Annotated in this window: 20 protein-coding genes; 6 read left to right on the plus strand and 14 right to left on the minus strand. The window is 71.6% G+C overall.

The annotated features are described in order from the left end of the window. The 3 genes from AB4Y80_RS06640 to AB4Y80_RS06650 all read right to left on the minus strand — a co-directional run. Positions 1-1,398 (minus strand): HAD-IC family P-type ATPase (locus AB4Y80_RS06640; protein WP_442212922.1); only part of this gene is annotated, 1,398 nt, incomplete at its 3' end. A 3-nt stretch (positions 1,399-1,401) separates the two neighbouring features. Continuing rightward, positions 1,402-2,859, minus strand: a complete 1,458-nt coding sequence (locus AB4Y80_RS06645; protein ID WP_442212924.1) for a class I SAM-dependent RNA methyltransferase — start codon at positions 2,857-2,859, stop codon at positions 1,402-1,404. A 5-nt stretch (positions 2,860-2,864) separates the two neighbouring features. Further along, the gene (locus AB4Y80_RS06650) at positions 2,865-4,826 is read right to left on the minus strand and encodes an APC family permease (protein WP_442213067.1); all 1,962 of its coding nucleotides are present in this window, start codon (positions 4,824-4,826) and stop codon (positions 2,865-2,867) included. 233 nt (positions 4,827-5,059) lie between these two features. Here AB4Y80_RS06650 and AB4Y80_RS06655 point away from each other — a divergent pair, with 233 nt between their 5' ends. Then, on the plus strand, positions 5,060-5,731 hold the full coding sequence (locus AB4Y80_RS06655; protein ID WP_442212926.1) for a potassium channel family protein: 672 nt from the start codon (positions 5,060-5,062) through the stop codon (positions 5,729-5,731). 1 nt (position 5,732) lies between these two features. Then, positions 5,733-6,404 (plus strand): potassium channel family protein, encoded by a 672-nt coding sequence (locus AB4Y80_RS06660; protein ID WP_442212928.1) that lies wholly within the window; start codon positions 5,733-5,735, stop codon positions 6,402-6,404. A gap of 40 nt (positions 6,405-6,444) precedes the next feature. Here AB4Y80_RS06660 and AB4Y80_RS06665 read toward each other — a convergent pair whose 3' ends face one another. Genes AB4Y80_RS06665 through dut form a run of 4 tightly spaced genes read right to left on the minus strand, consistent with a single transcriptional unit; the run spans position 6,445 to position 8,884 of the window. Then, positions 6,445-7,200 carry a DUF3159 domain-containing protein gene (locus tag AB4Y80_RS06665; RefSeq protein ID WP_442212930.1) on the minus strand — a complete coding sequence of 252 codons (756 nt, stop codon included), beginning with the start codon at positions 7,198-7,200 and terminating at the stop codon, positions 6,445-6,447. Continuing rightward, positions 7,201-7,536: a hypothetical protein gene (locus tag AB4Y80_RS06670; RefSeq protein WP_442212932.1), complete on the minus strand. Its 336-nt coding sequence runs from the start codon at positions 7,534-7,536 to the stop codon at positions 7,201-7,203. Between the two features lie 3 nt (positions 7,537-7,539). After that, a complete protein-coding gene (locus tag AB4Y80_RS06675) occupies positions 7,540-8,316 on the minus strand; it encodes a DUF3710 domain-containing protein (protein ID WP_442212934.1) in 777 nt (258 codons plus the stop codon). A 34-nt stretch (positions 8,317-8,350) separates the two neighbouring features. Then, positions 8,351-8,884, minus strand: coding sequence for a dUTP diphosphatase (gene dut / locus AB4Y80_RS06680; protein WP_442212936.1), 534 nt, complete (start codon positions 8,882-8,884; stop codon positions 8,351-8,353). Positions 8,885-8,994: 110 nt separating this feature from the next. Here dut and AB4Y80_RS06685 point away from each other — a divergent pair, with 110 nt between their 5' ends. Further along, on the plus strand, positions 8,995-9,474 hold the full coding sequence (locus tag AB4Y80_RS06685) for a DUF3093 domain-containing protein (RefSeq protein ID WP_442212938.1): 480 nt from the start codon (positions 8,995-8,997) through the stop codon (positions 9,472-9,474). Between the two features lie 64 nt (positions 9,475-9,538). On the opposite strand, the gene AB4Y80_RS06690 is transcribed toward AB4Y80_RS06685, so the two are convergent. Then, positions 9,539-9,838, minus strand: coding sequence for a DUF4193 domain-containing protein (locus AB4Y80_RS06690; RefSeq protein ID WP_442212940.1), 300 nt, complete (start codon positions 9,836-9,838; stop codon positions 9,539-9,541). Positions 9,839-10,121: 283 nt separating this feature from the next. Between AB4Y80_RS06690 and sepH the strand changes: the two genes are divergently transcribed. Beyond that, entirely contained in the window at positions 10,122-11,492 is a 1,371-nt protein-coding gene (gene sepH / locus AB4Y80_RS06695; RefSeq protein WP_442212942.1) for a septation protein SepH, read from the plus strand. 61 nt (positions 11,493-11,553) lie between these two features. Here the strand turns inward: sepH and AB4Y80_RS06700 are convergent, their stop codons facing one another. The 3 genes from AB4Y80_RS06700 to AB4Y80_RS06710 all read right to left on the minus strand — a co-directional run bounded on the left by AB4Y80_RS06700 (position 11,554) and on the right by AB4Y80_RS06710 (position 16,271). Continuing rightward, positions 11,554-12,789 carry an alkaline phosphatase family protein gene (locus AB4Y80_RS06700; RefSeq protein WP_442212944.1) on the minus strand — a complete coding sequence of 412 codons (1,236 nt, stop codon included), beginning with the start codon at positions 12,787-12,789 and terminating at the stop codon, positions 11,554-11,556. Positions 12,790-12,794: 5 nt separating this feature from the next. Further along, on the minus strand, positions 12,795-13,475 hold the full coding sequence (locus tag AB4Y80_RS06705; protein ID WP_442212947.1) for a DUF5998 family protein: 681 nt from the start codon (positions 13,473-13,475) through the stop codon (positions 12,795-12,797). A gap of 120 nt (positions 13,476-13,595) precedes the next feature. Then, positions 13,596-16,271, minus strand: a complete 2,676-nt coding sequence (locus tag AB4Y80_RS06710; protein ID WP_442212949.1) for a bifunctional acetate--CoA ligase family protein/GNAT family N-acetyltransferase — start codon at positions 16,269-16,271, stop codon at positions 13,596-13,598. Between the two features lie 85 nt (positions 16,272-16,356). On the opposite strand from AB4Y80_RS06710, the gene AB4Y80_RS06715 reads away from it, so the two are divergent. Both AB4Y80_RS06715 and AB4Y80_RS06720 read left to right on the plus strand, forming a co-directional pair. After that, entirely contained in the window at positions 16,357-18,963 is a 2,607-nt protein-coding gene (locus AB4Y80_RS06715) for a DNA gyrase/topoisomerase IV subunit A (RefSeq protein WP_442212951.1), read from the plus strand. A 59-nt stretch (positions 18,964-19,022) separates the two neighbouring features. Next, the gene (locus AB4Y80_RS06720; RefSeq protein WP_442212953.1) at positions 19,023-19,541 is read left to right on the plus strand and encodes a DinB family protein; all 519 of its coding nucleotides are present in this window, start codon (positions 19,023-19,025) and stop codon (positions 19,539-19,541) included. 70 nt (positions 19,542-19,611) lie between these two features. On the opposite strand, the gene AB4Y80_RS06725 is transcribed toward AB4Y80_RS06720, so the two are convergent. Genes AB4Y80_RS06725 through cydB form a run of 3 tightly spaced genes read right to left on the minus strand, consistent with a single transcriptional unit; the run spans position 19,612 to position 25,181 of the window. Next, positions 19,612-20,598 carry a GNAT family N-acetyltransferase gene (locus tag AB4Y80_RS06725; protein ID WP_442212955.1) on the minus strand — a complete coding sequence of 329 codons (987 nt, stop codon included), beginning with the start codon at positions 20,596-20,598 and terminating at the stop codon, positions 19,612-19,614. A gap of 9 nt (positions 20,599-20,607) precedes the next feature. Next, complete coding sequence (cydC, locus tag AB4Y80_RS06730; RefSeq protein ID WP_442212957.1) at positions 20,608-24,099, minus strand: thiol reductant ABC exporter subunit CydC; 3,492 nt, start codon at positions 24,097-24,099, stop codon at positions 20,608-20,610. After that, on the minus strand, positions 24,096-25,181 hold the full coding sequence (cydB, locus tag AB4Y80_RS06735; RefSeq protein ID WP_442212959.1) for a cytochrome d ubiquinol oxidase subunit II: 1,086 nt from the start codon (positions 25,179-25,181) through the stop codon (positions 24,096-24,098). The genes cydC and cydB overlap by 4 nt, the downstream gene beginning before the upstream one ends. Positions 25,182-25,192: the final 11 nt, after the last annotated feature.

The raw sequence follows: 25,192 nt of genomic DNA on the forward strand, positions 1-25,192 counted from the left end.
GGGGTTGCCGGCGCCGCCGGGGTTGCCGGCGCCGCCGGGGTCGCCGGCGGGGCGGGCGAGGACGACGTCGGGCGCCCCGAGGACCCAGGTGCCGTGCAGCTCGCCGGCCGCCGGGCCGAAGGTGACGGCGCTGAACTTGCGGGCGCTGCTGAACGGCACCACCTCCTGCGGCTGCGCGTTGGGCACCTGCGCGTAGTCCGCGGCGAGGGCGGCGGCGGTGGCATTGGCGTTGGGGTGCGCGGCAAACCAGGCCAGGACGGGCTGCCAGCCGGGGACGGCGTCGAACCCGGTGGTGCCGGCGAGCTCCATCCGCCCTTCGGTCAGGGTGCCGGTCTTGTCCAGGCAGACCAGGTCCACGCGGGCCAGGCCCTCCACGGCCGGCAACTCCTGGACCAGCACGTTGCGCCGCGCCAAGGTCACGGCGGCCATGCCGAAGGAGATGCTGGTCAGCAGCACCAGGCCCTCGGGGATCATGGCCACGATGCTGGCCACGGCGCTCACGACGGCCACCCGCCACCTGCCGGAGGCGAGGGATTCGGCCCAGCCTCCGTGGGCGTTCATCTGGCCGTTGATGACCAGGAGGATGATGGGCACCAGCGCCCAGGCGATGTAGAGGATGATCCGGTTGATGGAGTTGCGGATTTCCGAGTTGACCAGGGAGAACCGGCGGGCCTCGGCGGTCAGCGCGCTGGCGTACGAGTCCGGGCCCACCCGGTGCACGCGCGCGGACCCGTGCCCGGCGACGACGGCCGAGCCGGACAGGGCGGTCGCGCCGGGGGACTTCGTGACGGGCTCCGACTCCCCCGTCAGCAGGGATTCATCGACCTCCAGTGCCTCGCACGCCACGATGAGGGCGTCGGCCGGGATCTGGTCGCCGGTGCGCAGCAACAGCAGGTCGTCGAACACGACGTCGGCCACGGCCACGTCGGTGTCGGCACCGCCGCGCCGCACTTTCGCCCGGGGCGCGTGCAGCACGGCCAGCTTGTCCAGGGTCCGCTTGGCCCGGTATTCCTGCACCACCCCGATCGCCGCGTTGGCCACGACGATGAAGCCAAAGAGGGCGTCGCGCGGATCCCCCACCAGCAGCACCAGGACCAGGCAACTGCCCAGCACGGTGTTGAACAGTGTGAAGATGTTCGAGCGCAGGATCGCCCAAAGGCTGCGGCTGCTCTCGTGCCGCACCGCATTGGTCAGCTCGGCGTCGCGCCGTTCCCGGACCTGCTCGGCATTGAGGCCGTCCCGGGCCAGCACCTCGGGGTCGACGGCGGCCAAGCCGGCCCGGGCCTGGGCCAGGGCCGCGCTGCGGCGTTCGTCACGGCGCTCGGCCAGCGCCGTGCGCGAGGGCTTGCTGTGCGTGAGGTCGCGGACCCTGGTCTTGCCGCCGGTCGCCTCACCCACGGCTCAGGAACTCTCCCCGTCCGGCGTCCGGGCCGCCGTCTGGGGCCGGGCCGGCGGTTCCGGGGTCAACAGGGCGACCGTTTCGATGTGGTGCGTGTGTGGGTACAGGTCAAAGGCCCGCACCGCCTGCAGCGTCAAGCCGGCGGCGGCAAAGTAGCGCACGTCGCGGGCAAAGGCCGCCGGGTCGCAGGAAACGTAGGCGACGGCGCGGGGTTGCGTGGCGGCCATCCGGCGCACCACGGCCCGGCCGGCCCCGGCGCGCGGCGGGTCGAGGACCACCGCGTCAAAGCTGCGGCCCCTCCCCCGCGGGGAGGCTCCCGCCAGGATCTTTTCGACCCGGCCCTGGACGATCTCGACCTGGCCGGCCGCGTGCAGGTTCTTGCGGGCGTCCCGGCTGGTTCCGGGCGCCCCCTCCACGGACAGCACTGACCCCTCCGGCCCCACCGCGTCGGCCAGCGGTGCGGTGAACAGCCCCGCACCGGCGTACAGGTCCGCCACGGCCGCGCCGTCGTCCAGGAAGCCGCCGCCGAGCAGGTAGCCGAGGGCGGCGTCGGTGAGGACCTGGGGGGCGCGGCGGTGGATCTGCCAGAAGCCGTCGCCGCTGACCCGGAACTCGTGGTCCCCGGCGGTCTCGGACACCCAGCCGCGGCCGTTCTGCACCACGGTCTCCCCCGTTTCCGGGTTCCACCGCGCCACGGACGGCGGGACGGGGCGGGCCGCCAGCGCCTTGGCCACGCGTTTGAGGGCCTGGCCGGCGGCCTTCTCCCCCAGCCCGGCCGCGGGGGCCAGCAGCACCAGCAGGGCGGTGCCGTTGGCCGGTGCCGCCACGTCGATGCGTTCGATGCCGGTGAGGTCCAGTTCCCACAGCCGGAGGTCGTCCACGGCGGGCACGGCCAGCGGCATTTCCCGGACGGGCAGGACCTGGTGCGAGCGGTGGGCGTGCATCCCGAGCCGGCCGGCGGGGGTGACGGCGAACCCCACGCGGGTGCGCCAGCCCAGGCCGGCCGCTTGGGCGGGCGTGCCGCCGGAGTCCACGTCCTCGACGCCGGCCGCGAACACGGCGTCCACCGCCTCCGCCGACAGGCCGCCGAGTCGCACCAGCTGCTCGCGCACCACCGCCGCCTTTAGGGCCAGCTGCCTTTCGCGGGACACGTGCCCGAATTCCGCACCGCCCACCGGCGCGGCGCCCCGGGCGCCGGCGCGCAAGGCGTCGGCCTCGGGCCAAAAGTGGGGAACCCGGTCCGGGGACGGTTCGAGCACCCGGGTGACGTCCGCGCGCCAAAACTTCGCGCCGTCGTCGTACTCGGTCAAGGCGATCTCCACGACCTCCCCGGGGATGGCGTGCCGGACAAAGATGACCCGCCCCTCGTGCCGGGCCACGCAGTGTCCGCCGTGGGCCACGGGCCCGACGGTGACGGTGAGCCGGCCAAGGCCGGCGGGGTTGGTGCGGGGTTCGCTCATGGGCTCTATTCCTGATATTTCTGGGCTTCGGCGGAGGACTTCAGCTGCCACGGCACGCTGGCCACCACCACGCCCGGTTCAAAGTGAAGTCTCGTCTTGATGCGCAGGGCGGTCTGGTTGTGCACCAGTTGCTCCCACCACTTGCCCACCACGTATTCCGGGATGTACACCACGATCAAATCACGGGGGGAGTCCCGCCGCATGGCCTTGATGTGGCTGATCAGCGGCGTCAGGGTCTCCCGGTACGGGCTGGCCAGCACCGTCAAAGGTACCGGAATGGCCAGCCGGTCCCAGTCGGCGATGGTTTGTTCGGTCTCCGCCGGGTCCAGGTCCACCGTGATCGCCTCCAGCGACGACGGCCGCGACGCCCGGGCGAACGCCAGGGCGCGCATGACCGGCTTGCGCACGTGTGAGACGAGGATCACGGCGTGGATGCGCGCCGGCAGGGCGCGGGTGGAGGAATCGGCGTCGACGGCCAGTTCCTGGGCCACGTTGCGGTAGTGGGCGTGGATGCTCCACATGATGGCGAACAGGACGCCCATGGCCAGCAGCGCAATCCAGGCGCCCTGTTCGAACTTGGTCACCAGCACGATCAGCAGCACCGTCAGCGTCATGCAAAAGCCCAGGCCGTTGATCACGCGCGAGCGCATCATGCGGAAGCGGATGAGGCGGTCCTTCACGGTGCGCAGCTCCCGCGTCCAGTGCCGGACCATGCCGAGCTGGCTGGCGGTGAAGGAGATGAACACGCCCACGATGTAGAGCTGGATCAGCCGGGTGACGTCGGCGTCAAAGGCGATGATCAGCACCAGCGCCCCGGCGGCCAGCAGCAGCACGCCGTTGCTGTAGGCGAGCCGGTCGCCGCGGGTGCGCAGCTGCCGGGGCAGGTAGCCGTCGCGGGCCAGGATGGAGGCCAGCACCGGGAACCCGTTGAAGGCGGTGTTGGAGGCAAAGACCAGGATGACGCCGGTGGCGGCGACGACGATGAAGAACAGGATCGAGCCGTTGCCGAAGATGGTCGCGGCGATCTGGCTGATGGACGGGTTTTGCACATAGCCGGCGGGCAGCGGCTGCCCGTTCGCCAGGAATTCGGTGGCCGGATTCGCCACGATGTGCACGCCGGTGGCGCTGGCCAAAAACAGGATGCTGGCCATCATGCCGGCGGCGATGGCGCCCAGCAGCAGCAGCGTGGCGGCGGCGTTCTTGCTCTTGGGCTTTTGGAAGTTGGGCACGCCGTTGCTGATGGCCTCCACGCCCGTGAGCGCCGCGGCGCCGGAGGAGAAGGCGCGCAGCAGCAAGAACGCCCCGGCCAGCCCCACCAGCCCCTGGTTGAACGCGGCCTCCGGGATGATCTCAAAGTTCGCCGACGGCGCCCGGCCCAGCGAGCCGGTGGCCGACTGGAAGATGCCCACGGCCGTCATGGCGAAGATGCTGAACATGAAAATGTAGGTCGGCACGGCAAAGACGCTGCCGGCCTCCTTGATGCCACGCAGGTTCACCAGCGCCAGGAGAATGACCCCGACGACGGCGACCCCGGCCTGGGTGCCGTGCCAGCCGGGCACCGCCGTGGCCAGGTAGTTCGCCGCCGAAGACATCGACACCGCGACGGTCAGCACGTAGTCCACCAGCAGCGCCGACGCCACGGTCAGCCCGGCGGTCTTGCCCAGGTTGACGTTGGCAATCTCGTAGTCACCGCCGCCGGACGGGTAGGCGTGCACGTTTTGGCGGTACGAGGCCACCACTGTGAGCAACACCACCATGACGGCCAGGCCCACCCACGGCGCCAGGGAGACCGCCGCGACCCCGGCCAGGGCCAGGGTGAGCAGGATTTCATCCGGCGCATACGCCACCGACGACAACGCATCGGAGGCGAAAACGGGCAGCGCAATGCGCTTGGGCAACAGCGTGTGGGCCAGCCGTTCGTTGCGGAAGGGCCGCCCCACAAGAACCCGCTTGACAGCGTTGAACATATTCAGCACGCGGGTAACGCTAGTCCCTCCGGGGACTAAAGTCATGACGGGCTATTCTCAAGACACCGGCCCCGACTTGACCTGCGGCCCCGCAACACGTCAGATTGGTAGCCGCACGGTATTTAGCGCCGGTCGGCGGCGGCCCCGTTTTGGTGGCGGCCAGCTGACGCGGCGCGCGGGACCACAGCGCCAACCCAGGCGAACCGTCATGGCCGCCGTATGAAGGAGCATCAGTGGCACATTTTGTGATCATGGGTTGCGGACGCGTGGGCGCCACATTGGCCCACACGCTGGAGGACTCGGGCCATTCGGTGGCCATCATCGATCAGGATGAGCGGGCCTTCCGGCGGTTGCGGACCGGGTTTGGCGGGCGCAAGGTCACCGGGGTCGGCTTTGACCAGGACACGCTCAAGGCCGCCGACATCGAGAACGCCTACGCCTTTGCCGCCGTCTCCAGCGGGGACAACTCCAACATCCTCGCCACCCGCGTGGCCCGGGAGACGTTCCATGTGGAGCACGTGGTGGCCCGCATCTATGACCCGGGCCGGGCCGAGATCTACCAGCGCCTGGGCATCCCCACGGTGGCCGCCGTGCGCTGGAGCGCCGACCAGGTCCTGCGTCGCATCTTGCCGGAGTCCGCCATCAAGGGCGATTTCCGGGAACCGTCCGGGCGGCTGATCCTCACCGAACTGTCCCTGGACCCGGGCTGGATCGGCCGGCACATCGTGGACATTGAGAACGCCGCCCGGGTCCGGGTCGCCTACCTGACCCGCTTCGGCGAGGGCATGCTGCCCCGTGCGGACACCAGCTACCAGGACGGGGACACGGTGCATGCGATGGTCCGCGGCGCGGACACCTCCGAGGTCACCCGCATCCTGGCCGCCGCACCCGTGAAGGAGAACTGAGATGTTGGTCGTCATCGTGGGGGCCGGCAGCGTCGGGTCCTCCATTGCCCGGGAACTGCTCTCCCACAACCATGAAATCCTGCTGATCGACCCCAAGCCGGAAGTGATCGGCAAGAGCGGGCTGCGCGGCGCCCGCTGGCTGGTCGGGGACGCGTGCGAGATCAGCACGCTCCGGGAGGCCCGGCTGGAGGAGGCCGACGTGGTGGTCTCGGCCACGGGCGACGACAAGGTCAACCTGGTGGTCTCCCTGCTGGCCAAGACGGAATTCGGCGTCGGCCGCACCGTGGGCCGGGTCAACAACCCCAAGAACGACTGGATGTTTGACGACTCCTGGGGAGTGGACGTGGCCGTCAACACCCCGCGCCTGATGACCGCCCTCGTCGAAGAAGCCGTGGAGATTGGCGACCTCGTCCGGCTGCTGACCCTCCAGACCGGGGTGGCGTCCCTGGTGGAGTTCACCGTGCCCGGGGAATCGCACATCATCGGACGCATGGTGGGCAGCATCGACTGGCCCCAGGACGCCGCCCTGGTGGCCATCCTGCGCGACGAGGCGCCCATCACGCCCAGCCCGGACGACGTCGTCGAGGCCGGCGACGAGCTGTTCTTCGTCACGACCATCCCGGCCGAGGACGAGCTCCGCGCCCTGCTCTCCTCCGGCGGGCACCGGCGCTAGCCGGACCCGGCGCTGACCGTATCTGGGACGCCGGCCGGCGTCAGTCCGTCTTGACGGGGCGGCTGACGAGCCAGGCGACCCAGAGTCCGAGTGCGTAGAGCGGGACCCCCATGATCAGGCGCATGGCGCCGAGGGCGTCCACCTGGCCCGCCAGGTAGAGCGGCACCTGGACGGCGAGGCGGGCGGCCATGACGCCGACGATGATCCAGGTGGCCACGCGGTAAGCCCGCAGCCGTTCGGGCTCACCGCGCCAGCGCAGGCCCTCGTTGCGGGCGTAGCCAAAGAGCAGCCCCAGGACGGGCCAGCGGACGGCGATGGAGACCACCATGGCGATGAGGTACCCGATGTTGGTGAAGAATCCGACGGCGTAAAAATTCTCGGCCTTGCCGGTCTTCAGGGCCAGGAAGGCGGACAGGGCCACCCCAAAGATCCCGGCCAGGGCCTGGGTCAGCGGCGTGCGCTGGGCCAGCCGGGCCGCCAGGAAGATCACGGCGATCGCCACGGAGCCGGCCAGGGCCCCCATGAGATTGCGGGTGAGGGTGAAAACCACCAGGAACACCAGTCCCGGCAGCACGCTTTCGGCAATGCCGCGCACTCCCCCGGCGGCGGCCAGCAGATCGATGTGCCCGTTGTCCGTGCGCATCGCGGTCGACTTGGCCGCCAGTTCCCGGGCCAGGCCGGCAAACGAGCCAGCCTCGGCCGGGGCCGTCGGGGCCGTCGGCGGCGTTTTTTGGGGCGGCGTCGCAGGCTCCGCGCCGGAGGTGTCGCGGGGTGTGTCGTTCCCGGGCTGTGTCAACTAGCTCTCCTGCGTTCCGATGATTTCATAACGGGGATTGTAGATGGTGGGCAGTCCGTCGCGCCGGGACACCATGCCTTCTATGCGAAGCCGGGTGCCGGCGACGATCCCGTGGACCCGGCGCCGGCCCAGCCACACGAGCCGGAGCCGGTGGCTGCCGCCGTCGGCCGCCACCCGGTGAAACTCCCGGTCGGTGACAATGGCGGAGAACTCCGGCGGAGCCGTGGCCGGCATGATCGTGACCGCATCAATGACGCCGTTGCAGACCACCCGGCCCCGCTCCGGCAGCTCGTTGATGGGCACGGCCGGCGGCCAGGCGCCTGGTGGCATGGGCATGGGTCAGCCGATCGCCGTGATCTCCGGGCCGCGGCGGAACGGTTCCCCGCCCTGGGCGGGGGCCGCATGATCGCCGGAGACCATGCCCTCCGGGCTCGCCATCGCGTCCTTGGGCAGGCGCAGCACCAGCAGGTCGCGCGGCGGCAGCGGGGTCTCCCCGCGCACCACCACCACCCCGCGGTACAGGTCCTCCAGCGCCGCCGCGGCGTCGCGGTTGACGGCGGCGTCGCCGCCGAGCACGCCGCGCAGGAACCAGCGCGGGCCGTCCACGCCGATGAACCGGGCCACCCGGAAGCCCCGGCTGCCGTCGGCGGTCTGGGCCGGCACTTTCGCCAGGACTTCCTTGCCAAAGGTCCCGTCCAGGATCTCAATTTCGCCGCCCTGGGAGCCGACCGACAGTCCGATCTGTTCGCGGATGTCCCGCCACAGCGGCTCCGAGCGGGACGCGGCGAAGGCCTGCAACTGCAGGCTGGAGCCGTCCAGGTCCAAGGTGACGGCAATGACCCGGGACGTGCTCTCCTCGACCTCCAGGCGCAGCTGCAGCCCGTCGCGGGGGGTGATCAGCAGCGCGCCGAGATCAACGTAGCCGTCCTTGCCGGTGATTTCCGAGACGTCGAACGGGCCGTGCACGGCACGGTCATAGGCGGTGTCCGCCGGATTGGGCGGCAGTACGGGCTGCCCGTCCGCGCCCACCGCACCCTCGCCGGCGCCGGCCGTGGTGGCGACGGCCTGATCGGAGAGGCTGTCATCTTTGTTTTTCTTGCCGAACCCAAAAACCATGGGGGAAAAACTCCTTATGAAAAATGGCGGGTGATTAGCCGTGGGTGGCTGCGGACGGGCCGGGGGCGGCGGGCCCGAACCCGCCGGTGGACCCAAACCCGCCGGTGCCCCGGGCGGAGCCGGGCAGTTCCGCCACCAGGTCAAACGCGGCCTGCTCAACACGCTGAAAGACCAATTGTGCAATTCTATCGCCCCTGGACAGGGAGATGCGCTGATGGGCGTCGGTGTTCAGCAAGGTCACCGAAATTTCCCCCCGGTAGCCGGCATCGACGGTCCCGGGGCTGTTGACGATCGTCAAACCGTGCTTGGTGGCGAGCCCGGAGCGCGGGTGCACGAGCGCCACGAAGCCGAACGGGAGGGCGATCGAGACGCCGGTGGGGACCAGGACGCGTTCCCCTGGCGCAATCACCACGTCGATGCGCGTGCGCAGGTCCGCGCCGGCGTCCCCCGGGTGCGCGTAGGCGGGCGCCTCGATGCCGTCGTCGAGCATGCGCAACTGCACCGTCAACGGCGGCGCGGGGGTCTCCGCGCGGGGATCCTGGGCGTGATTGCTGGTCTGGTTCGTCACAGGAACCAACTCTAGCCCGAGTTCCGGCGTGCCAGCCGCCGAAACACCCGTGAACGCCGGTGGAACCGGACGGGGATGAATAACCGGCGGAAAGATGAAAAACTATAGCCATGTCTTCCAAGCCGGCCGTCAACGCCACCCCCGTGTCCACCGCGACGTATACCGAGAAACTGTGGCCGAACGTGTGGCTCTGGGTCATTGTGCTGGGGCTCTCCGCCGCCGGCATCTTGATCTTCATCCCGATCAGCCCGCTGGCCGGCTACCTGGCGTTCGCCGGGCTGCTCGCCCTGCAGACGGTGCTGCTGGTGCTCTCCACCCCCACCCTCCAGGTCACGCCGACCACGCTGCAGGTCGGCCGGGCCGTGATCGAGCGCGAATTTGTCGGCAAGGTCACCGTCCACCACGGCGACGACGCCACGGCCCAGCGCGGCACCGAACTCAACGGCCTCGCCTACCTGTGCATCCGCGGCTGGATCAAGGCCGTGGTCAAGATTGAGATCACCGACCCCAAGGACACCACGCCCTACTGGCTGACCTCGTCCCGGAATCCCGAACGCCTGGCCGCCGCGCTGGGCGCCGCCCGCCCCTAGGCCCGCGGCAGCCGGGCCCGCGGATCAGCCCAGGCCCGGCGCCGCCGGCTCGGCGCCCGCCGGCTCAGCCCTCGCAGTCCCGGCAGAACAGCCGGCCGTCCTGCTCCCGGGCCAGCTGGGAGCGGTGCCGGACCAGGAAACAGGACGAACACGTGAATTCGTCCGCCTGGGGCGGGAGGACCTCCACCAGCAGTTCCTCCCCGGAGAGGTCCGCGCCGGGGAGCTCATAGCTGTCCGCGAGGTCGGTCTCGTCCAGGTCGACGATTGCCGAGGGCTTCCCGCTGGGGCGGGGCGCCAGGGTTTCAAAGGCAGGCCCCTCCGACTCCACGTCGGTCCTGCGCGGCGCATCGTAATCCGTTGCCATTTTCCCTTCCCACCACTCTTCACCACTGTTCCAAACGGGGCCGGCACTGTTGCGGCGTTAATTCCCGGCGGTGACTGCCAACACCCTAAGATGTGAAAGCGGATCGGGGCTCAAAATATGCCCGCGTTCGCAGCAGGCTTAAGACGGGTCTGGCGCGGGTGGGCTGGCACGGAAATGACGCCGGTTTTCGCATCCATTCACGCCACGCCTACCCCGGTAGTAGGAATTGCCGGCGTTCGGTGGCAAAGTTTCGAAGTGAAACTAGAAGACCTGGGAGGGCTGTATGGCGGATCTACGGCTGGTGGGTGTCCACGACGATGGCAAGCACCTGCTACTCAGTGGCGCCGACGGCGAAACTTACCTGCTTCCCATTGATGAGGCACTGCGCATGGCGACGACCCGCGCACCACGCCGGGCCCCCCAGGCCGGTACGGGCAGCACGCGGATGTCACCGCGGGAGATTCAAACCCAAATCCGCGGCGGCGCCACCGCCTCGGACGTGGCCGAACATTCCGGCCTGTCCCTGGAGCAGGTGCGCCGCTACGAGGGCCCGGTGCTCGCCGAGCGCGAGCATGTCTCCCGGCAGGCGCGCAACATGGAGGTGTCAGTGGCCCTGCCCGGCCACGACGGCCACCGGTCCGCCTTCGGTGACAACCCGGCCTCCCTGGAGGAGATGGTCACCCACCGCCTGGCCGCCTTCGGCATCGACCCCCGCACCCTCGTGTGGGACGCCTGGCGGGTGCACGACGGCTCCTGGACCGTCACGGCCGACTTCGAACTTGGCACCGACGCGGCGGCCAGCCGCATTGGCGAACCCGCCCCGGCCCGCTGGACGTTCCATCCCGGGCGCAAGTCCTTGCACAACGCGAACCGCTGGGCGCAGCAGCTCAGCGAGCTGGAGCCCCTGGACGGCCCCGTCCCGGAGCGCCGGCTCAGCGCCGTCGCCGACCGTCCCTTTGATTTTGAGAGCGAGAACGCCAAGGCCGGCGCGCCGGAATCGCCCGAATCGCCCGAACCCGGTGACGACTACCCGGGCGGAGGCCTGCTGGAGATGCTCCGCTCCCGCCGCGGCCAGCGCCTGGGCCTGGATGAGGACGGCGACGACGACCTGGCCGCGATGCTCGGCACGCACGTGCCGGCCGCCCATCCGCGCCATGGCGGGGATGAGCCCGGCGACGGGCACGGCGAAACCGACGGTCCAGCCGGCCAGGCCGATCCGGACGAGGACCTTCTGGAACCAGCCGGGGAGGAACTCTTCGAGGTGCCCCCAGGCGGCGACCAGCCCGACGCGGCCCCGCACGGACGCACGCGCCTGCGCGCCATTCCGTTCCTGTCGCTGGCACCGAGCCTGCACACTCACGACGACGCACCCGCCGTCGGCGTCGGTGAGGTCAGCACGGCGACACGGGAGATCACCGTCTCCGGCGCCCCGACGCTACGCCGCACCGCGGCGATGCGCGGCGTCGAAACCGTCGAGGACGCCCCTCACACACCGCCGGCCGCCCCCGGGGACGCACCCCAGCCGGCGGCCCTGGAAGACGGCCCCACGGACAGCGAGGTGGCCGCACGGCTCGAGCGCAAGGCCGCGGCGAAGCCCAAGCGCTCCAGCGTCCCCAGCTGGGACGAGATCGTCTTCGGCACCAAGGGCGACTGAGCGCCGCCGCCCCACCGGGGCCGGTGGCAGCCGGGGCGGCCGGGGCATGGCCGCCCGATGGTCAGCGGCGGCGCCCCCGGGCCGTGCGGGGCGTGACGGGGATGCGCAGCAGCGGCACGTCGCGTTCGGCCTTGGTGATGGAGCCGTGCTGGCCCACGACGTCCATGGCCTGCGCGCGGACCCGGCGCAGGTCGTAGAAGGCGATGGTTTCCCGGGCCACGATCAACAAGTCCCCGATCCGGGGCGCGGCCTCGGCGCTGACCGAACCGAAGTACCCGGCGGCGATCGCCTCGGCCCGGCTCACCACCCACGCCTTGGCGCCAAAGCGGTCCAGCCAGGCAGCGGCCAGGGCGTCGGCGTCGGTGTCGGCTTCCAGGTAGAGGTGGACCATGCGGGGCTCCCCCGCCGTGTGCCGGACGCCGGCGACGAGTTCGGGAAATTGCGAGTAGTCCACCCGGGCGCCCCGCGGCACGTCCACCATGCCGTGGTCGGCCGTCAGCAGGATCAGGGTGTCGGCGGGGGCGGTGGCCGCAAGCCGCTTCATGGCCGCGTCCAGCTCCTCCAGCTGGTGCTCCCACTGGGCGGAGTCGGTCCCGTGGGCATGCCCCGCCTTGTCCAGCTCGCTCCAATACAGGTACATGAGCATCGTGGGGTTTTCGGCCAGGGTGGCGGCGGCCAGCTCGATCCGCGCCTGGGGCGAGGTGGCACCCAGGAACGTGCTCCCGCGCAGGGCCGCGCTGGTCATGGGCGAGGACTTGAACCGGGGCAGGCTGACGGTGGCGGTGGGAATGCGCCCGTCCAGCTGCTCAAAGACCGTGGGCTGGGGCTGCCAGCGCAGCGGGTCCACGCCGGGGTCCCAGTTGCCCAGCAGGTTGACCACCTTGTCCTGGCCCGGGTCCAGGACGTCATAGCCGAGCATGCCGTGCCGTCCCGGGACCGTGCCCGTCCCCAGGCTGGTCAGCGACGTGGCCGTGGTGCTGGGGAAGGATGCGTGCAGGGTGCGCGGGTGGCCGCCGTCCCCGTCCGCCGCCATGACGGCGCGCAGGAAGGGGGCGTGCCCGGCCCGCTGCTTGAGCAGCCGCTTGCCCAGACCGTCCACCAGGACCACGCAGATCCGCCGGGCCGCGGGCAGGTGGAGCACATTCGTGAAGCCGTCCTCGCCCATGGCCGCCGCGGCGCTGGTGAGCACGTCGCCGATGCTGGCCCGGCCGTAGGCGGGCGCGACGGGAAGCTCGGGCTGCCCGGTTGCGCGCGGCTGCGCGGCGGAGTTCCGGGGGTCGGTGACTGGTTGCGCCACGGCGGTCAGCGCCGGTAGTGGGATCGGCCCATGCGCTGCCCCAGGGCGGGAAACTTCAGCCCGGCCGCGCCGGCGTGCGGCGCGGCGGTCGCTCCGGTGTTGACGGCCCGCAGGGCCCGGGCGAAGGACTTCGCGTCGGCCACGGCCTGCAGTCCCTCGGCCTCGGCGCTGATGCGCAGGGCGATGTCCTCCTGGGCGGTGGTGCCGGTGTAGCCGTGGTCGGCGTCGCAGTTGGGGTCCCCGCACGACGCCGGCAGCAGTTCTATCCGCTGCCCGCCGGACCAGGCGATGGAGACGGTCAGCTCCCGGGCGGGATCGGAGGGCTTGTAGTCCTGCGGCTGCGCATAGGTGTAGGAGAGGACGACGGAACGGATTTGGCGCACCGGCACCGACTCGGTGGAGACCTGCGCGACGATCTGCTCGCCGGCGTCGTCCAGCTGTTGGTCATCCACGTGGGTGATGACGAGCATTTCCTCGGTCAGCACCAGCACGGTGATGTGGCGGTGCACCTCGGTGCGGTCGAAATGGGTTTCCACATGCACCAGGTGGGCCAGGCAGTCCTGCCCGTCCAGGGCGTCATTGACCACGTCCGAGACCAGGCGGGGGTAGAAACCGGCCCGTTGGAGCGAGGCCTCCAGGTCGCGGCCCGTGGTATTGGCCGGGGCGCCGGCTCCGAAGCTGTTCATGGCCCCATTTTCGCACTTTGCCCCCGGCGTTGCGAACCGGGGCGCCCGCAGGAGGTCACATCGCGGCCCGTGCGCGCCCGCCGGCGGCGCCCGGGTCGGCTCCGCGGGGGAAGGCAGCGGCTAGGAGATCATGGCCCGCCGGGCGCTGTCGGTGCGTTGGGCGGGGTTGCCGATGCGCAGCTCCACGGCCAGGACGGTGACGTCCCGGGGGCCGACCAGCACCGGATTGCACTCGAGCCAGGCGATCTCGGGATGTTCGTCCTTCATCAGCGCCACCCGGGCCGCCAGGTCCTCCAGCGCGGCAATGTTGCCGGCGGGCAGTCCCTGGTAGCCGAACAGCTTGCGGGCCGCGCGCGGGGACCTGACCAGTTCCGCCGTGTCCCCGACGGAGAGGGGCGGGATGCGGTGCGCCCAATCGTCCAGGAGGTTGACGGCGTCCCCGGCCAGGCCAAAGGAGACCACCGGGCCCAGCAGCGGGTCCTCGATGGCGCGCAGCGTGCAGGACTGCCCCACCTCGGCCATGGACTGCACCTCCAGGTTGTAGTGCCCGTAGGGTTCGAGCAGCTTGCGCATCTGGGCGATGTTGCGGCGCAGGGAGGCGGCGTTTTCAATGTTGATGCGCACCCCGCCCAGATCGAGCCGGTGGCGCAGGGCGGCGTCCATCGCCTTGATCGCCACCGGCCAGCCCAGCCGCTCCGCCGCCGCCACGGCGTCGTCGGCGGTGTGAAACGGCACGGACTCCAGCACGCTGATGCCGTAGCAGCCCAGCAGCTCCCGGGTGTGGGCGGTGTCCAGGGTCAGCAGGCCGTCGCCGGTGACGCCCTCGAGCAGCCCCTCCAATAGCCGGGCGGCGGCGTCGGGGTCCACGCCGGCGGGCCGGTCAAAGGTGGGTTTTTCCTGTGTTCGCCACTGCGCGTAGCGGGTGATGGCCGCGAGCGCGGCGATGGCCGCCCCGGGCCGGGAGTAGGCCGGCTGCCCGCCGGCCAGCTGCCGGTCCACGGTGATGCGCGGATCCACGATGCCGGTGAAGACGGCGATGACCGGTTTGCCGGCGGCCTCGGAGCAGGCCCTGAGGGTGGCGGCGATCGCGTCAACGGTCAGGCCGGGGACCGGCAGCAGCATGACCACCGCGGAGTCGGTGCCCGGGCGCTCCAGCGCCTCGAGCAGGGTCCGGCGCAGCAGCGGCAGGGCCCGCGACTGGCCGGTGTCCAGGACCAGGTTGGCCGAGACGTTCGTCACGCCCAGCCCGTGCTGTTCGGCGGAGTCGGCCACCACGTTGCCCAGGGCCAGGGAGTTGCTGACGATCGCCAGGCCGGGCCCGCGCGGCAGCGGCTGGCTCACCAGGATCTGGGCGACGTCCACCAGCTCCTCGATGGTGTTGACCCGGATGACCCCGGACTGGCGGAGCATGGCATCCAGCGCGCCGGCGGGGGCCTGGGTGGTGCGCACGGCGTGGCCGGGCGGCAGGCGCAGCCCCATGGTGTCGGACTTGGCCACGATCACCGGCTTGCTGCGGGCCAGGCGCCGGCAGATGCGGGAGAACTTGCGCGGGTTGCCGATCGATTCCAGGTACAGCCCGCACGCAACGGTGTGGGGGTCGTCCTCCCAGAACTGCATCATGTCGTTGCCGGAGACGTCGGCCCGGTTGCCGGCGGACAGCACCGTGGAGACGCCGATGGCGCGCTGGTTGACGGCCGCGTACAAGGAGGCGCCCAGGGCCGCGGACTGGCTGAAGAGGCCGAGCCCGCCGGCCGGGGGCAGGGTCGGGGCCATGGAGGCGTTGAGGCAAATGGCGGGGTTGGTGTTGGCCAGCCCCAGCGACGCCGGCCCCACCAGCCGCATGCCGTTCGCCCGGGCGTGGCGGACGAGGGCGCGCTGGCGCGCCAGGCCGCGTTCGCCGTCGTCCGCGAAGCCGGCGGTGGCAATCACGAGTCCCTTCACGCCCGCGGCGCCGCACTGGTCCACGACGCCGGCCACCTGGGAGTACGGCACGGCGATGACCGCCAGGTCCACGGGGCCGGGGACGTCGGTGATCGCAAAGTAGGGGAGCATGCCGGAGACCTCCAGGGCGTCCGGGTTGACGGCATGGACGGGGCCGGTGAACCCGCCCTCTACGACGTGTTCGAGCAGCTGGCGGCCCAGGTTCCCCCAGGACCGGCCGGCGCCGATCACGGCGACGGAGCGCGGGGCCAGCAGCCCGGCCACGCTGCGGGCCTCGGCGCGGTGTTCGCGGGACTCCATGACGGCCCGGGACTTCTCGGTGGGGTCGATGTCGAAGGCGAGGGAGACCACGCCGTCGTCGAAGTGCCGGTCCACCTCGTAGCCGGCGTCGGAGAACACCTGGATCATCTTGCGGTTTTCCGGCAGCACCTCGGCGGTGAACCGGTCGATCCCGTTCTCCCGGGCGGCCGCGGCCAGGTGCTCGAGCAGGATGGAGCCCAGCCCGCGGCCCTGGTTGGCGTCGGAGACGTTGAAGGCGACCTCCGCCGTGGTGGGGTCATCGAGGCGGTCGTACCGGCCGATCCCGATGATCCCGCCGCCGCGGGTGATCACGAACGCCACCCGGTCGCGGTAGTCCAGCTCGGTGAAGCGGCGCAACTCCTTGGGGGTCAGCTGGGACTTGTAGGTGAAGAAGCGCAGGTAGATGGAGTTCTGCGACTGGGCCATGTGGAAGGCCTGCACGGCCGGCGCGTCCGCGGCCGTCATGGGGCGCAGATGGCCCGTGCCGCCGTCGCGCAGCACGACATCGGCCTCCCAATGTTCCGGATAGTCCGGCGTCACCCCTGGTTTCACCATAGAATCACTGTACCGACCTGCCGCCCCTTGTGGCCGCAGCCGTGCCCGCAATACCAGCAACTTAGGAAAAGGACCGTCCGCCACCATGGCCAAGCGCCAACGCCCCACAGATGACATTTTCGCCGAGGACTTCACCGAGAACATCGTGGAAATCGACGTCTCCCACGAGATGGAGGGCTCCTTCCTCGAGTACGCCTACTCGGTCATCTACTCGCGCGCCCTGCCGGATGCCCGGGACGGCCTCAAGCCGGTGCAGCGGCGCATCCTGTACATGATGAGCGAGATGGGCCTGCGCCCGGACAAGGGCCACGTCAAGAGCGCCCGCGTGGTGGGCGAGGTCATGGGCAAGCTGCACCCGCACGGCGACGCGGCCATCTACGACACCATGGTGCGCATGGCCCAGGACTTCTCCCTGCGCCTGCCGCTGATCGACGGGCACGGGAACTTCGGCTCGCTCGACGACGGGCCGGCCGCCCCCCGCTACACCGAGGCCCGGCTGGCCGCCCCGGCGCTGGAGCTCACCGGCAACCTGGATGAAGACGTCGTGGACTTTGTGCCCAACTACGACAACCAGATGATGCAGCCCTCCGTGCTGCCCGCCGCCTACCCCAACCTGCTGGTCAACGGCGCCAGCGGCATCGCCGTCGGCATGGCCACCAACATGGCCCCGCACAACCTGGGCGAGGTCATCGCCGCCGCCCGGCACCTGATCGCCCACCCCGACGCCACCCTCGAGGACGTCATGGCGTACGTGCCCGGCCCGGACCTGCCCTCCGGCGGGCGCATCGTGGGCCTGTCCGGGATCCGCGACGCCTATGCCACCGGCCGGGGCACCTTCAAGACCCGGGCCAAGATCGCCGTCGAACAGCTCTCCCCGCGCCGCGTGGGGCTGGTCGTCACCGAGCTGCCCTACCTGGTGGGCCCGGAAAAGGTCGTGGAAAAGATCAAGGACGCCATCAACGCCAAGAAGCTGGTGGGCATCAGCGACCTGGTGGACTTGACCGACCGAAAGCACGGGCTGCGCCTGGTCATCGAGGTCAAGAACGGCTTCAACCCGGCCGCCGTCATGGCGCAGCTGTACCGCTACACGCCCATGGAGGACTCGTTCGGCATCAACAACGTCTGCCTCGTGGACGGCCAGCCGCAGACCCTGGGCCTGCTGGAGCTGCTGCAAGTCTTCGTCACCCACCGCATCGAGGTGGTCCGCAGGCGCACCGCCTTCCGGCTGGGCAAGAAGCGTGACCGCCTGCACCTGGTCGAGGGCCTGCTCGTGGCCATCCTGGACATCGACGAGGTCATCCAGCTCATCCGCAGCTCGGACGAGGTGGCGGCCGCCCGCGAACGCCTCATGGCCGTCTATGACCTCTCCGAGATCCAGGCCGACTACATCCTGGCCCTGCGCCTGCGCCAGCTCACCCGCTACTCCATGGTGGAGCTGGAGGCCGAACGCGACGAACTCCGCAAGGAGATAGCGGCCCTGGAGGCCATCCTGGGCTCCCGGGAGCTGCTCCACGAGCTGGTCTCCCAGGAGCTGGGCGAGGTGGCGACCAAGTATGCCACACCGCGCCGGACGGTCCTGCTCGAATCCGAGGCCATGGCACCATCCCTGGCGAAGGCGCTCGCGGGGCCGAAGGGCAAGGCCGCGCCGCTGGCCCTGGAAATTGCCGACGACCCCTGCTGGGTGCTGCTCAGCGCCACCGGCCAGATCGCCCGCACGGCCACCGCCGATCCGCTGGTGGAAACCGGCGGCCGGAGCCGGCACGACGTCTTCTCCGCCGTGGTGAAGACCAGCGCCCGCGCCGAGATCGGGGCGCTGACCTCCCTGGGCCGGATGCTGCGCCTGCAGGTGGTGGACATGCCCGTCCTGCCGCCCACCGCCGCCCTGCCCAACTTGGCCGGAGGCGTCGCCGCCAAGGACTTCATCACCTTGACCAAGGGCGAGACCCTCATCGGCTTTGTGCCGCTGAACACGGTCTTCGCGGTGGGCACCGCCGCCGGCGTGGTCAAGCGCGTCACCCCCGACTACCCGCTGAACCGGGACGAATGGGAGTACATCGCCCTCAAGCCCCAGGACCGGGTGGTGGGGGCCGCCGTGGCCGCGGACGACGACGACTTGGTGTTCATCACCCAGGGCGCCCAACTGCTTCGGTACAGCGCCGCCAACGTGCGGGCGCAGGGCCGCACGGCCGGCGGCATGGCCGGGATCAAGCTCGGCACCGGCGACGCCGTGCTCAGCTTCACCGTGGTCTCCCCCGCGGATCCGTCGGCCGTGGTGGTCACGGTGGCCGGCGGGACGCAGGCCCTGCCCGGCACCACGTCCGGCAGCGCCAAGGTCACCGCGCTCGCCGAATACCCGGCCAAGGGACGGGCCACGGCCGGCGTGCGGGCGCACCGCTTCCTGAAGGGCGAGGACACGCTGCTGGTCTCCTGGGCCGGCCACGGGCCGGCCAAGGCGTCAACGGCGACCGGCGTGGTGCGCACCCTGCCCGTGGAGCACGGGCACCGGGACGGCTCCGGCGTCGCCCTGTCCGCCGCCATCGAGCTGATCGGGCCAAGCGTCAACGGGGCAGTCCCGGCCGCCGGGACGGGCGCGCAGGCGCCGGAGGCACCCGCGGGCCGGCCGGCGACGTCGTCGCCGCAGGCGCCGCTTCCCGCAGCCACCCAGGACGCCTTCGAGCTGCCCACGGAGTGACCGTGGGCGGCGCCGCCGTTCTCGGGGCGGGGGCCAGGGTGTCGGCATAGACTGGGCCCATGCCGATCATTCCTGATGACAAAGACTGGACCTGGGTGCTGGCCAGGCCGTGCCCCGAGTGTGGCTTCGAGGCCGCCAGCGCCACGCCGGCCACGGTGGCGACCGCGATTCCGGCGCTGCTCCCCCGGTGGCAGTCGGCGCTCATGGGCTCCGCGGTGGAGCAGCGGCCCAACGACGCCACCTGGTCCGTGCTGGAGTATGCCGCCCACGTGCGGGATGTGTGTGACGTGTTTGAGGCCCGGCTGGAGTTGATGCTCACCCGGGAGAATCCCACATTCGCCAATTGGGACCAGGACCAGGCGGCGCTGGAGGGCAACTACGCCGCACTCGACCCGGAGGAGGTGTCCAGGGGCCTGGTGCAGGCCGGGCTCGACGCCGCGTCCGCCTTTGCCGCCGTGTCCCCGGAAGAATGGGGCCGCCGCGGCCTGCGCAGCAACGGCGCCGAGTTCACGGTGCTGACCCTCTCCGGGTACTTCCTGCACGAGGTGATCCACCACCTGCACGACATCAACTCCTAGCGCCGGATCTGACCCGCAATAGATGTCGCAAATTCGCGAATTTCGTCGTTTTTTCGACATCTTTTGCGGGTCAGTCCAGGGCCTTGTCCCAGGCCAGGGTGCGCCGCAGCGGACGGTAGCCCATGCGCTCGTACAGGCCCAGGGCGCCGGTCGGATTCTCGGTGTCGACGTCCAGGCAGGCGTGGTCCATGCCGGCGGCCTTGTACCGGGCCATGGCGTCCGCGAGCAGCGCCCGGGCGATGCCGCGCCCGCGCCAGGCCCGGCGCACGCCCAACAGTTCCGTATACCCCTCGGCCCGGCCCTCCTTGGCGAAGCGGTCGGGGTCATACATGGACATCTGGTAGCCCGCGACCTCGCCCGTGGCGGCATCGACGGCCACGGACGACCAGTCCGGGCGGAAGCCGTCGTGGTTGAGCAGGAACCCCCATTGCTGGGGGTCTTCCGGTTCGGACCCCCAGTGGTCGGCAAAGGCCTCGTTGTGCGCCAGCCGCACGGGCTCGCCCAGCCCGGCCGCAAACGGCACCACCCGGACGCCGTCGGGAATCGGCACCACGGGCACCTCGGACAAGGGTCGGAGCATCTCGGAGAAATACCGCACCACCGCGAATCCGGCGCCGGTGAGCAGCGCCCGGTGCGCGGCGCCGGCCTCCGTGGTGTACGTGCGCAGCCTCGGTGCCGGCTGCCGGTCCGCGGAAAACCGGTGGCGGACCATCCCCTCCTGCCACGCGAGCACGGCGGCCCCGATGCCCCGCCGCTGCCATTGCGGATCGACCCCGCCAAACGCGTAGCCCGTCAGGCCGCCGGGGTTCTTGGCCAGGTACCCGTAGGCTCGCGGCACGCCCCCCGCGTCAACGCCCAGGAGCGAGTTTTCCGCGACCGGGTTGACCCGCGACTCAAGCACCTCCACGAGGTCAGAGCGCTGCTCGTGCCACGGCGCGTTTTCGGCGTAGGCGATCCGCACCACCAGGGCCAGCCACGGTTCCACGTCCCCGGGCGTGAGCGGCCGGAACGTCAACCCGGCGGCCACGGGCAAGGACGGCGCATCCGAAGCGGTCATGGGCCCAGCCTAGCCGCGGGCCCCCTGGCGCACCACGGTTTTCCGGTCCTGGGCTTCCGGCCCCAGGACCAGGCGGGTGTCGCCGGCGGAGGCCAGCTCGGCGTCGTGCGTCACGAGCACCACGGCGGCCCCGCGCAGGGCCCGGCGCAGGTCAGTCACCAGCGCGGCCGCCTCGTCCTCGCCCAGGTGCACGGTCGGTTCGTCCAGCAGCACGACGTCGGCCCCCGCCAGGAGCGTTCGTGCCGCCGACACCCGGGAGCGCTGGCCGCCGGAGAGATGGTGCCCGCCGGGGCCCACGCGCGTCGCCAGGCCCAGCGGCAGCCCGCGGAACCACGGGCCCAGGCCCACGGTTTCCAGCGCGTGGACCAGCTCGGAGTCCCCGGGCGCCGCGGCGGCCGGGCGGGCCAGGGCCAGGTTGGCGCGCAGGGTGGAGTTGAACAGGTACGCCTCCTGCGGGCACCAGGCAACGTGTTGCAGGCTCGCCCCGCGGGCCGGTTCGCCATTGTGCCGGTAGGTGCCGGTCTCCGGGGCGAGGAAGCCCAGCAGCACGGCCAGCAGGGTGGACTTCCCGGACCCCGACGGGCCGCTGACCGTCCACCAGCGCCCGCGCTGCGTCCCGCCGCACACCCCGGTGAACACGGGGTGCGCCGCCTCCGGGTAGCGGGCCGTGAGGTCCTCCACGCGCAGGGAGGTCACCGGAGCACCGGCGCGGGCCACCGTGGCCTCCATCCCGTCCACCACGGTGGGCGGGGTGTCGAGCAGGGGCATGGTGCGTGCCATCATGGCGGCCAGGATGGGAACCTCGGCCACGGCGTCAATGTACTGGCCCAGCGGTTCGGCCAGCGCCAGCATGAGCAGCGCGGCCACGGCGGCGGCGCGCGGGTCCGACCCGGCGGCCAGGGCGGCCGCCGTCACGGCCACGGCGGCCAGCGACGTCAGCAGGGAGACCGCCGACTGCCCCAGCCCGTTGGCCCAGGCGAGCCGGCGCAGCGGCGCCGACACGGTGAGGTCACGGGCCGTGAACGTCTCCGCCTGCGCGGGACCCACGCCGTTGGCGGCCAGCTGGTCCGCGGCGGCGAACAGGGTGGTGGTGCGGCTGGCCAGCCACGAGCGGTGGACGGCCGCGGCCGCCGAGGCCCGGCGCTGGGCCGCATAGGTGAGCACGGGAAGCACCGCCAGGGCCAGGATCCCGAGCACCACCACCAGCATCGCCACCGGGGGCACCAGCCAGGCGACGGCGGCCAGCACGGCCAGGAAGGACAAGATGGCGGCCGGAATGGGGACGACAGCCCGCGGCAGGGCGTCCCGAAGCTCGTCGACGTCGGCCACGAGAGTCCCCAGCGAGCCGCCGGAACGGGTCAGCCTGCCCCAGTGCCGGACGTTGGTGGCCAGCGCGTCCCACAGCTGCAGGCGCAGGGCGGCGGCCCAGCGGAACACGGCGTCGTGGGTGAGCAGGCGTTCGCTGTAGCGCAGCACGGAGCGGCCCACGCCAAAGGCGCGCACGCCCACAATGAGCGTCATCAGGTACAGCATGGGCGGCCGGTCCGCGGCCCACACGATCAGCCAGCCGGAGATGCCGGACAGTGCGGCCGCGCTCAGCGTCGCCAGCGCGGACACCACCACGCCCGCGGCAAAGCGGGGCGAGCACAGCGGCAGCCGCTTGAGCCAGCGCCACCGGAACGTGGCGGGACTCCCGTCGCCGGCTCCCTCCTCCCCTCCGGCGCCGGGCGCAGCCTGGGCACGGGCGACGGCGGTCGTCGCGGCCGCGTGCGTCTCCCCGGGCTGCGCCGCGGCGAGCTCGCCGGGCTCGCCGCCGGCGTGGAGCAGCCGGGCCAGGCCGGCGTCGTGGGTGGCCACGACCAGAGCCACGGTGCCGCGCAGGGATGCCAGGGCGGCCCGGACCGCCCGCGCCGACTCCGGGTCGAGGTGGGCGGTTGGTTCATCCACGAGGGCGAGCTCCACGCCGGGATCCGCGGCAATCCGGGCCAGTGCCCGGGCAACGGCGATCCGGCGCAACTCCCCCGGGCTGCACTCCTGCGGGGTTCGCCCGGCGAGGTGGCCGGCGTTGACCCGGGACAGCGCCGCGCCAACGACGGCGGCGGGCACGGGGCCACCGGCCGGGCCGGGGGCGTACAGGGCGACCTCCCCGGCAACGGTGTCCTCGGTGAAGACCGGGTGCTGGGGCACCCACACGACGCCGTCGCCCGGCGCCGTGAGCAGTTCGCCGCTCATGCGGGCCCCGGCTGGTCCGGCGTCAGGTTCGCCCGGCCCGGCTGGTCCGGCGTCAGGTTCGCCCGGTTCGGCGCCCGGCCCGGCGGGTCCGAGCAGGCCGGCCAGGGCGGCCAGCACGGTCGACTTGCCGGTCCCGCTGGCGGTGTCCAGGACCAGGACGCCCCCGCGGTGGACGGTGGCCGAGAAGTCGGCCAGGGCGGGTTCGGCCCGCCCCGGGTACCGCACGCAGAGGTGGGCGGCCCGCACGACGGGGGCGCCGGCGTCGCGCGTGCCCACCCCAGGTGTGGGCCCGGAAGCGGCCCGGGGTGCGGGCGCGGGCGTCCCGGCCAGGATGTCGCTGACGCGGCGCAGCGCCTCGACGCCGTCCTCGCTGCCGTGGTGGGCGGCGCCGACGTCGCGCAGGGGCCGGAAGCATTCGGGCGCCAGCATGAGCGCGAGCAGGCCCGCCTCCAGGGGCATGCCGCCGTAGACCAGCCGGACGCCGACGAACACGGCCACCACGGCGACGGAGATGGTGCTGATCAACTCCAGCGCCATGGCCGAGAGGAACGCGGTGCGCAGCGTCCCCATCGTGGCGCGGCGGTATTGCTCGGAGACGTCGGCCAGGGCCTGCCGCTGGGCGCCGGCGCGGCGCAGCCCCACCAGCACGGGCAGCCCGCGGGCCAGTTCGAGCAGGTGGTTGGAGAGCCGGTCCAGCCCGCGCGCGGCCCGTTGGACGCGTTCTTGGGTGTGGAAGCCGATCAAGACCATGAAGACCGGCACGAGCGGGACGGTGAGCACCACGATTAGCGCGCTGACCCAGTCGGCAACGAGGATTTGGATGCCGATCAGCGCCGGGAGCACGGCACAGGAGACGAGGGCGGGCAGGTAGGCGGTGAAGTAGTTGTCCAGCCCGTCCAGGCCGCGGCTGGCCAGCATTGCCTCGGCACCGGTGCCGGACCCGGCCCTCCCGCGCCCGGCGCCGCCGGGCAGCGAGAGCCGGTGCGCCACGAGCCTGGCCCGCAGCTCCTCCTTGGTGCCCAGCGCCGCCCGCCGGGCCAGGACCTGCTGGCCCCAGCCGGCGGCGCCCAGGAACACCGCGCCCAGAACGCCCTGCACGGCCAGCTCGGCGACGTCAGGGGCCGCCCCGGCGGTGGGTGACGCCAGCGCGTGGGCCAGCGCCCGCATGAGCAGCACCAGGCCGACGGCCTTGAGCGCGGCCAGTCCGCCGAGCCCGGCCAGGGCGGTGCGGGTGGACCTCCCCGCGGGCAGGACGGGACGCGGGCTCATGGTCGGGCCCCTCCCGCCCCGATGGCGCCGCCTCCGGTGGAACCCGGCCMGGCGGCGGGCCCGACGGCGGGGGCAAAGTCGTGCGGTTCGGGCAGGTGCGCGATGCTGATGCGCTTGCGGAAAATCCAGTACGTCCAGCCCTGGTAGGCCAGGACCAGCGGGACGCCGACGGCGGCCACGATCGACATCAGGCCCAGCGTGTACGGGGAGGAGGCCGCGTTGGCGACCGTCAGGTCCCAGGCCGGGTTCAGCGTGGAGGGCAGCACCACCGGGAACACGGCGCTGAAGATCGCGGCGCTGCCGGCCAGCAGGAACGCACCCATGGCCAGGAAGCTCACGCCTTCGCGGTCCGCCCGGTTGGCCAGCCACGCGGTCACGGCACCCGCCATCGCCACCGCCACCAGGACCGCGCTGAACCACTTGCCGTTGTGCACCGAGACCATGACCACCCAGGCGGCCAGGGGCAGCAGGCCGGCCGGCAACCAGCGGCGGACCAGGGCGCGGGCGCGGAGGCGGACGTCGCCGTCGGTCTTCAACGCCAGGAACGCCGCCGCCTGGATCAGGCAAAAGCCCACCACCGCGGCGCCGCCGAGCATCCCGGACCAGCTGAACCAGGCAAACGGGCCGCCCTCGCGGTCGCCGTTGGCGTTCAGCGGCAGCCCGGTGGTGGTCAGCGCCAGCATGGCGCCGATGCCGAAGGCGGCCACCAGGGAGCCGAGCGCGATGGCCCAGTCCCACGTCCGTCGCCAGGCATCCGAGTGCACCTTGCCGCGATATTCAAAGGCCACGGCGCGGAAGATCAGCGCCAGGAGCACGAACACGAGCGGGAGGTACAGGCTGGAGAACAAGGACGCATACCAGTACGGGAATGCCGCGAAGGTGGCGCCGCCGGCGGTGATCAGCCAGACCTCGTTGCCGTCCCAGACCGGGCCCACGGTGTTCAGCAGCAGGCGCCGTTCCTTTTCGTCGCGGGCAAAGGCCTTCATCAGCATGCCCACGCCCAGATCGAAGCCTTCCAGGAACAGGTACCCGGTCCACAGCACGGCGATGAGCACGAACCACAGGGTGGGAAGGAAATCCATTGTCTTTAGTC

The organism is Specibacter sp. RAF43 (genome assembly GCF_052114065.1).
GTDB lineage: Bacteria > Actinomycetota > Actinomycetes > Actinomycetales > Micrococcaceae > Specibacter.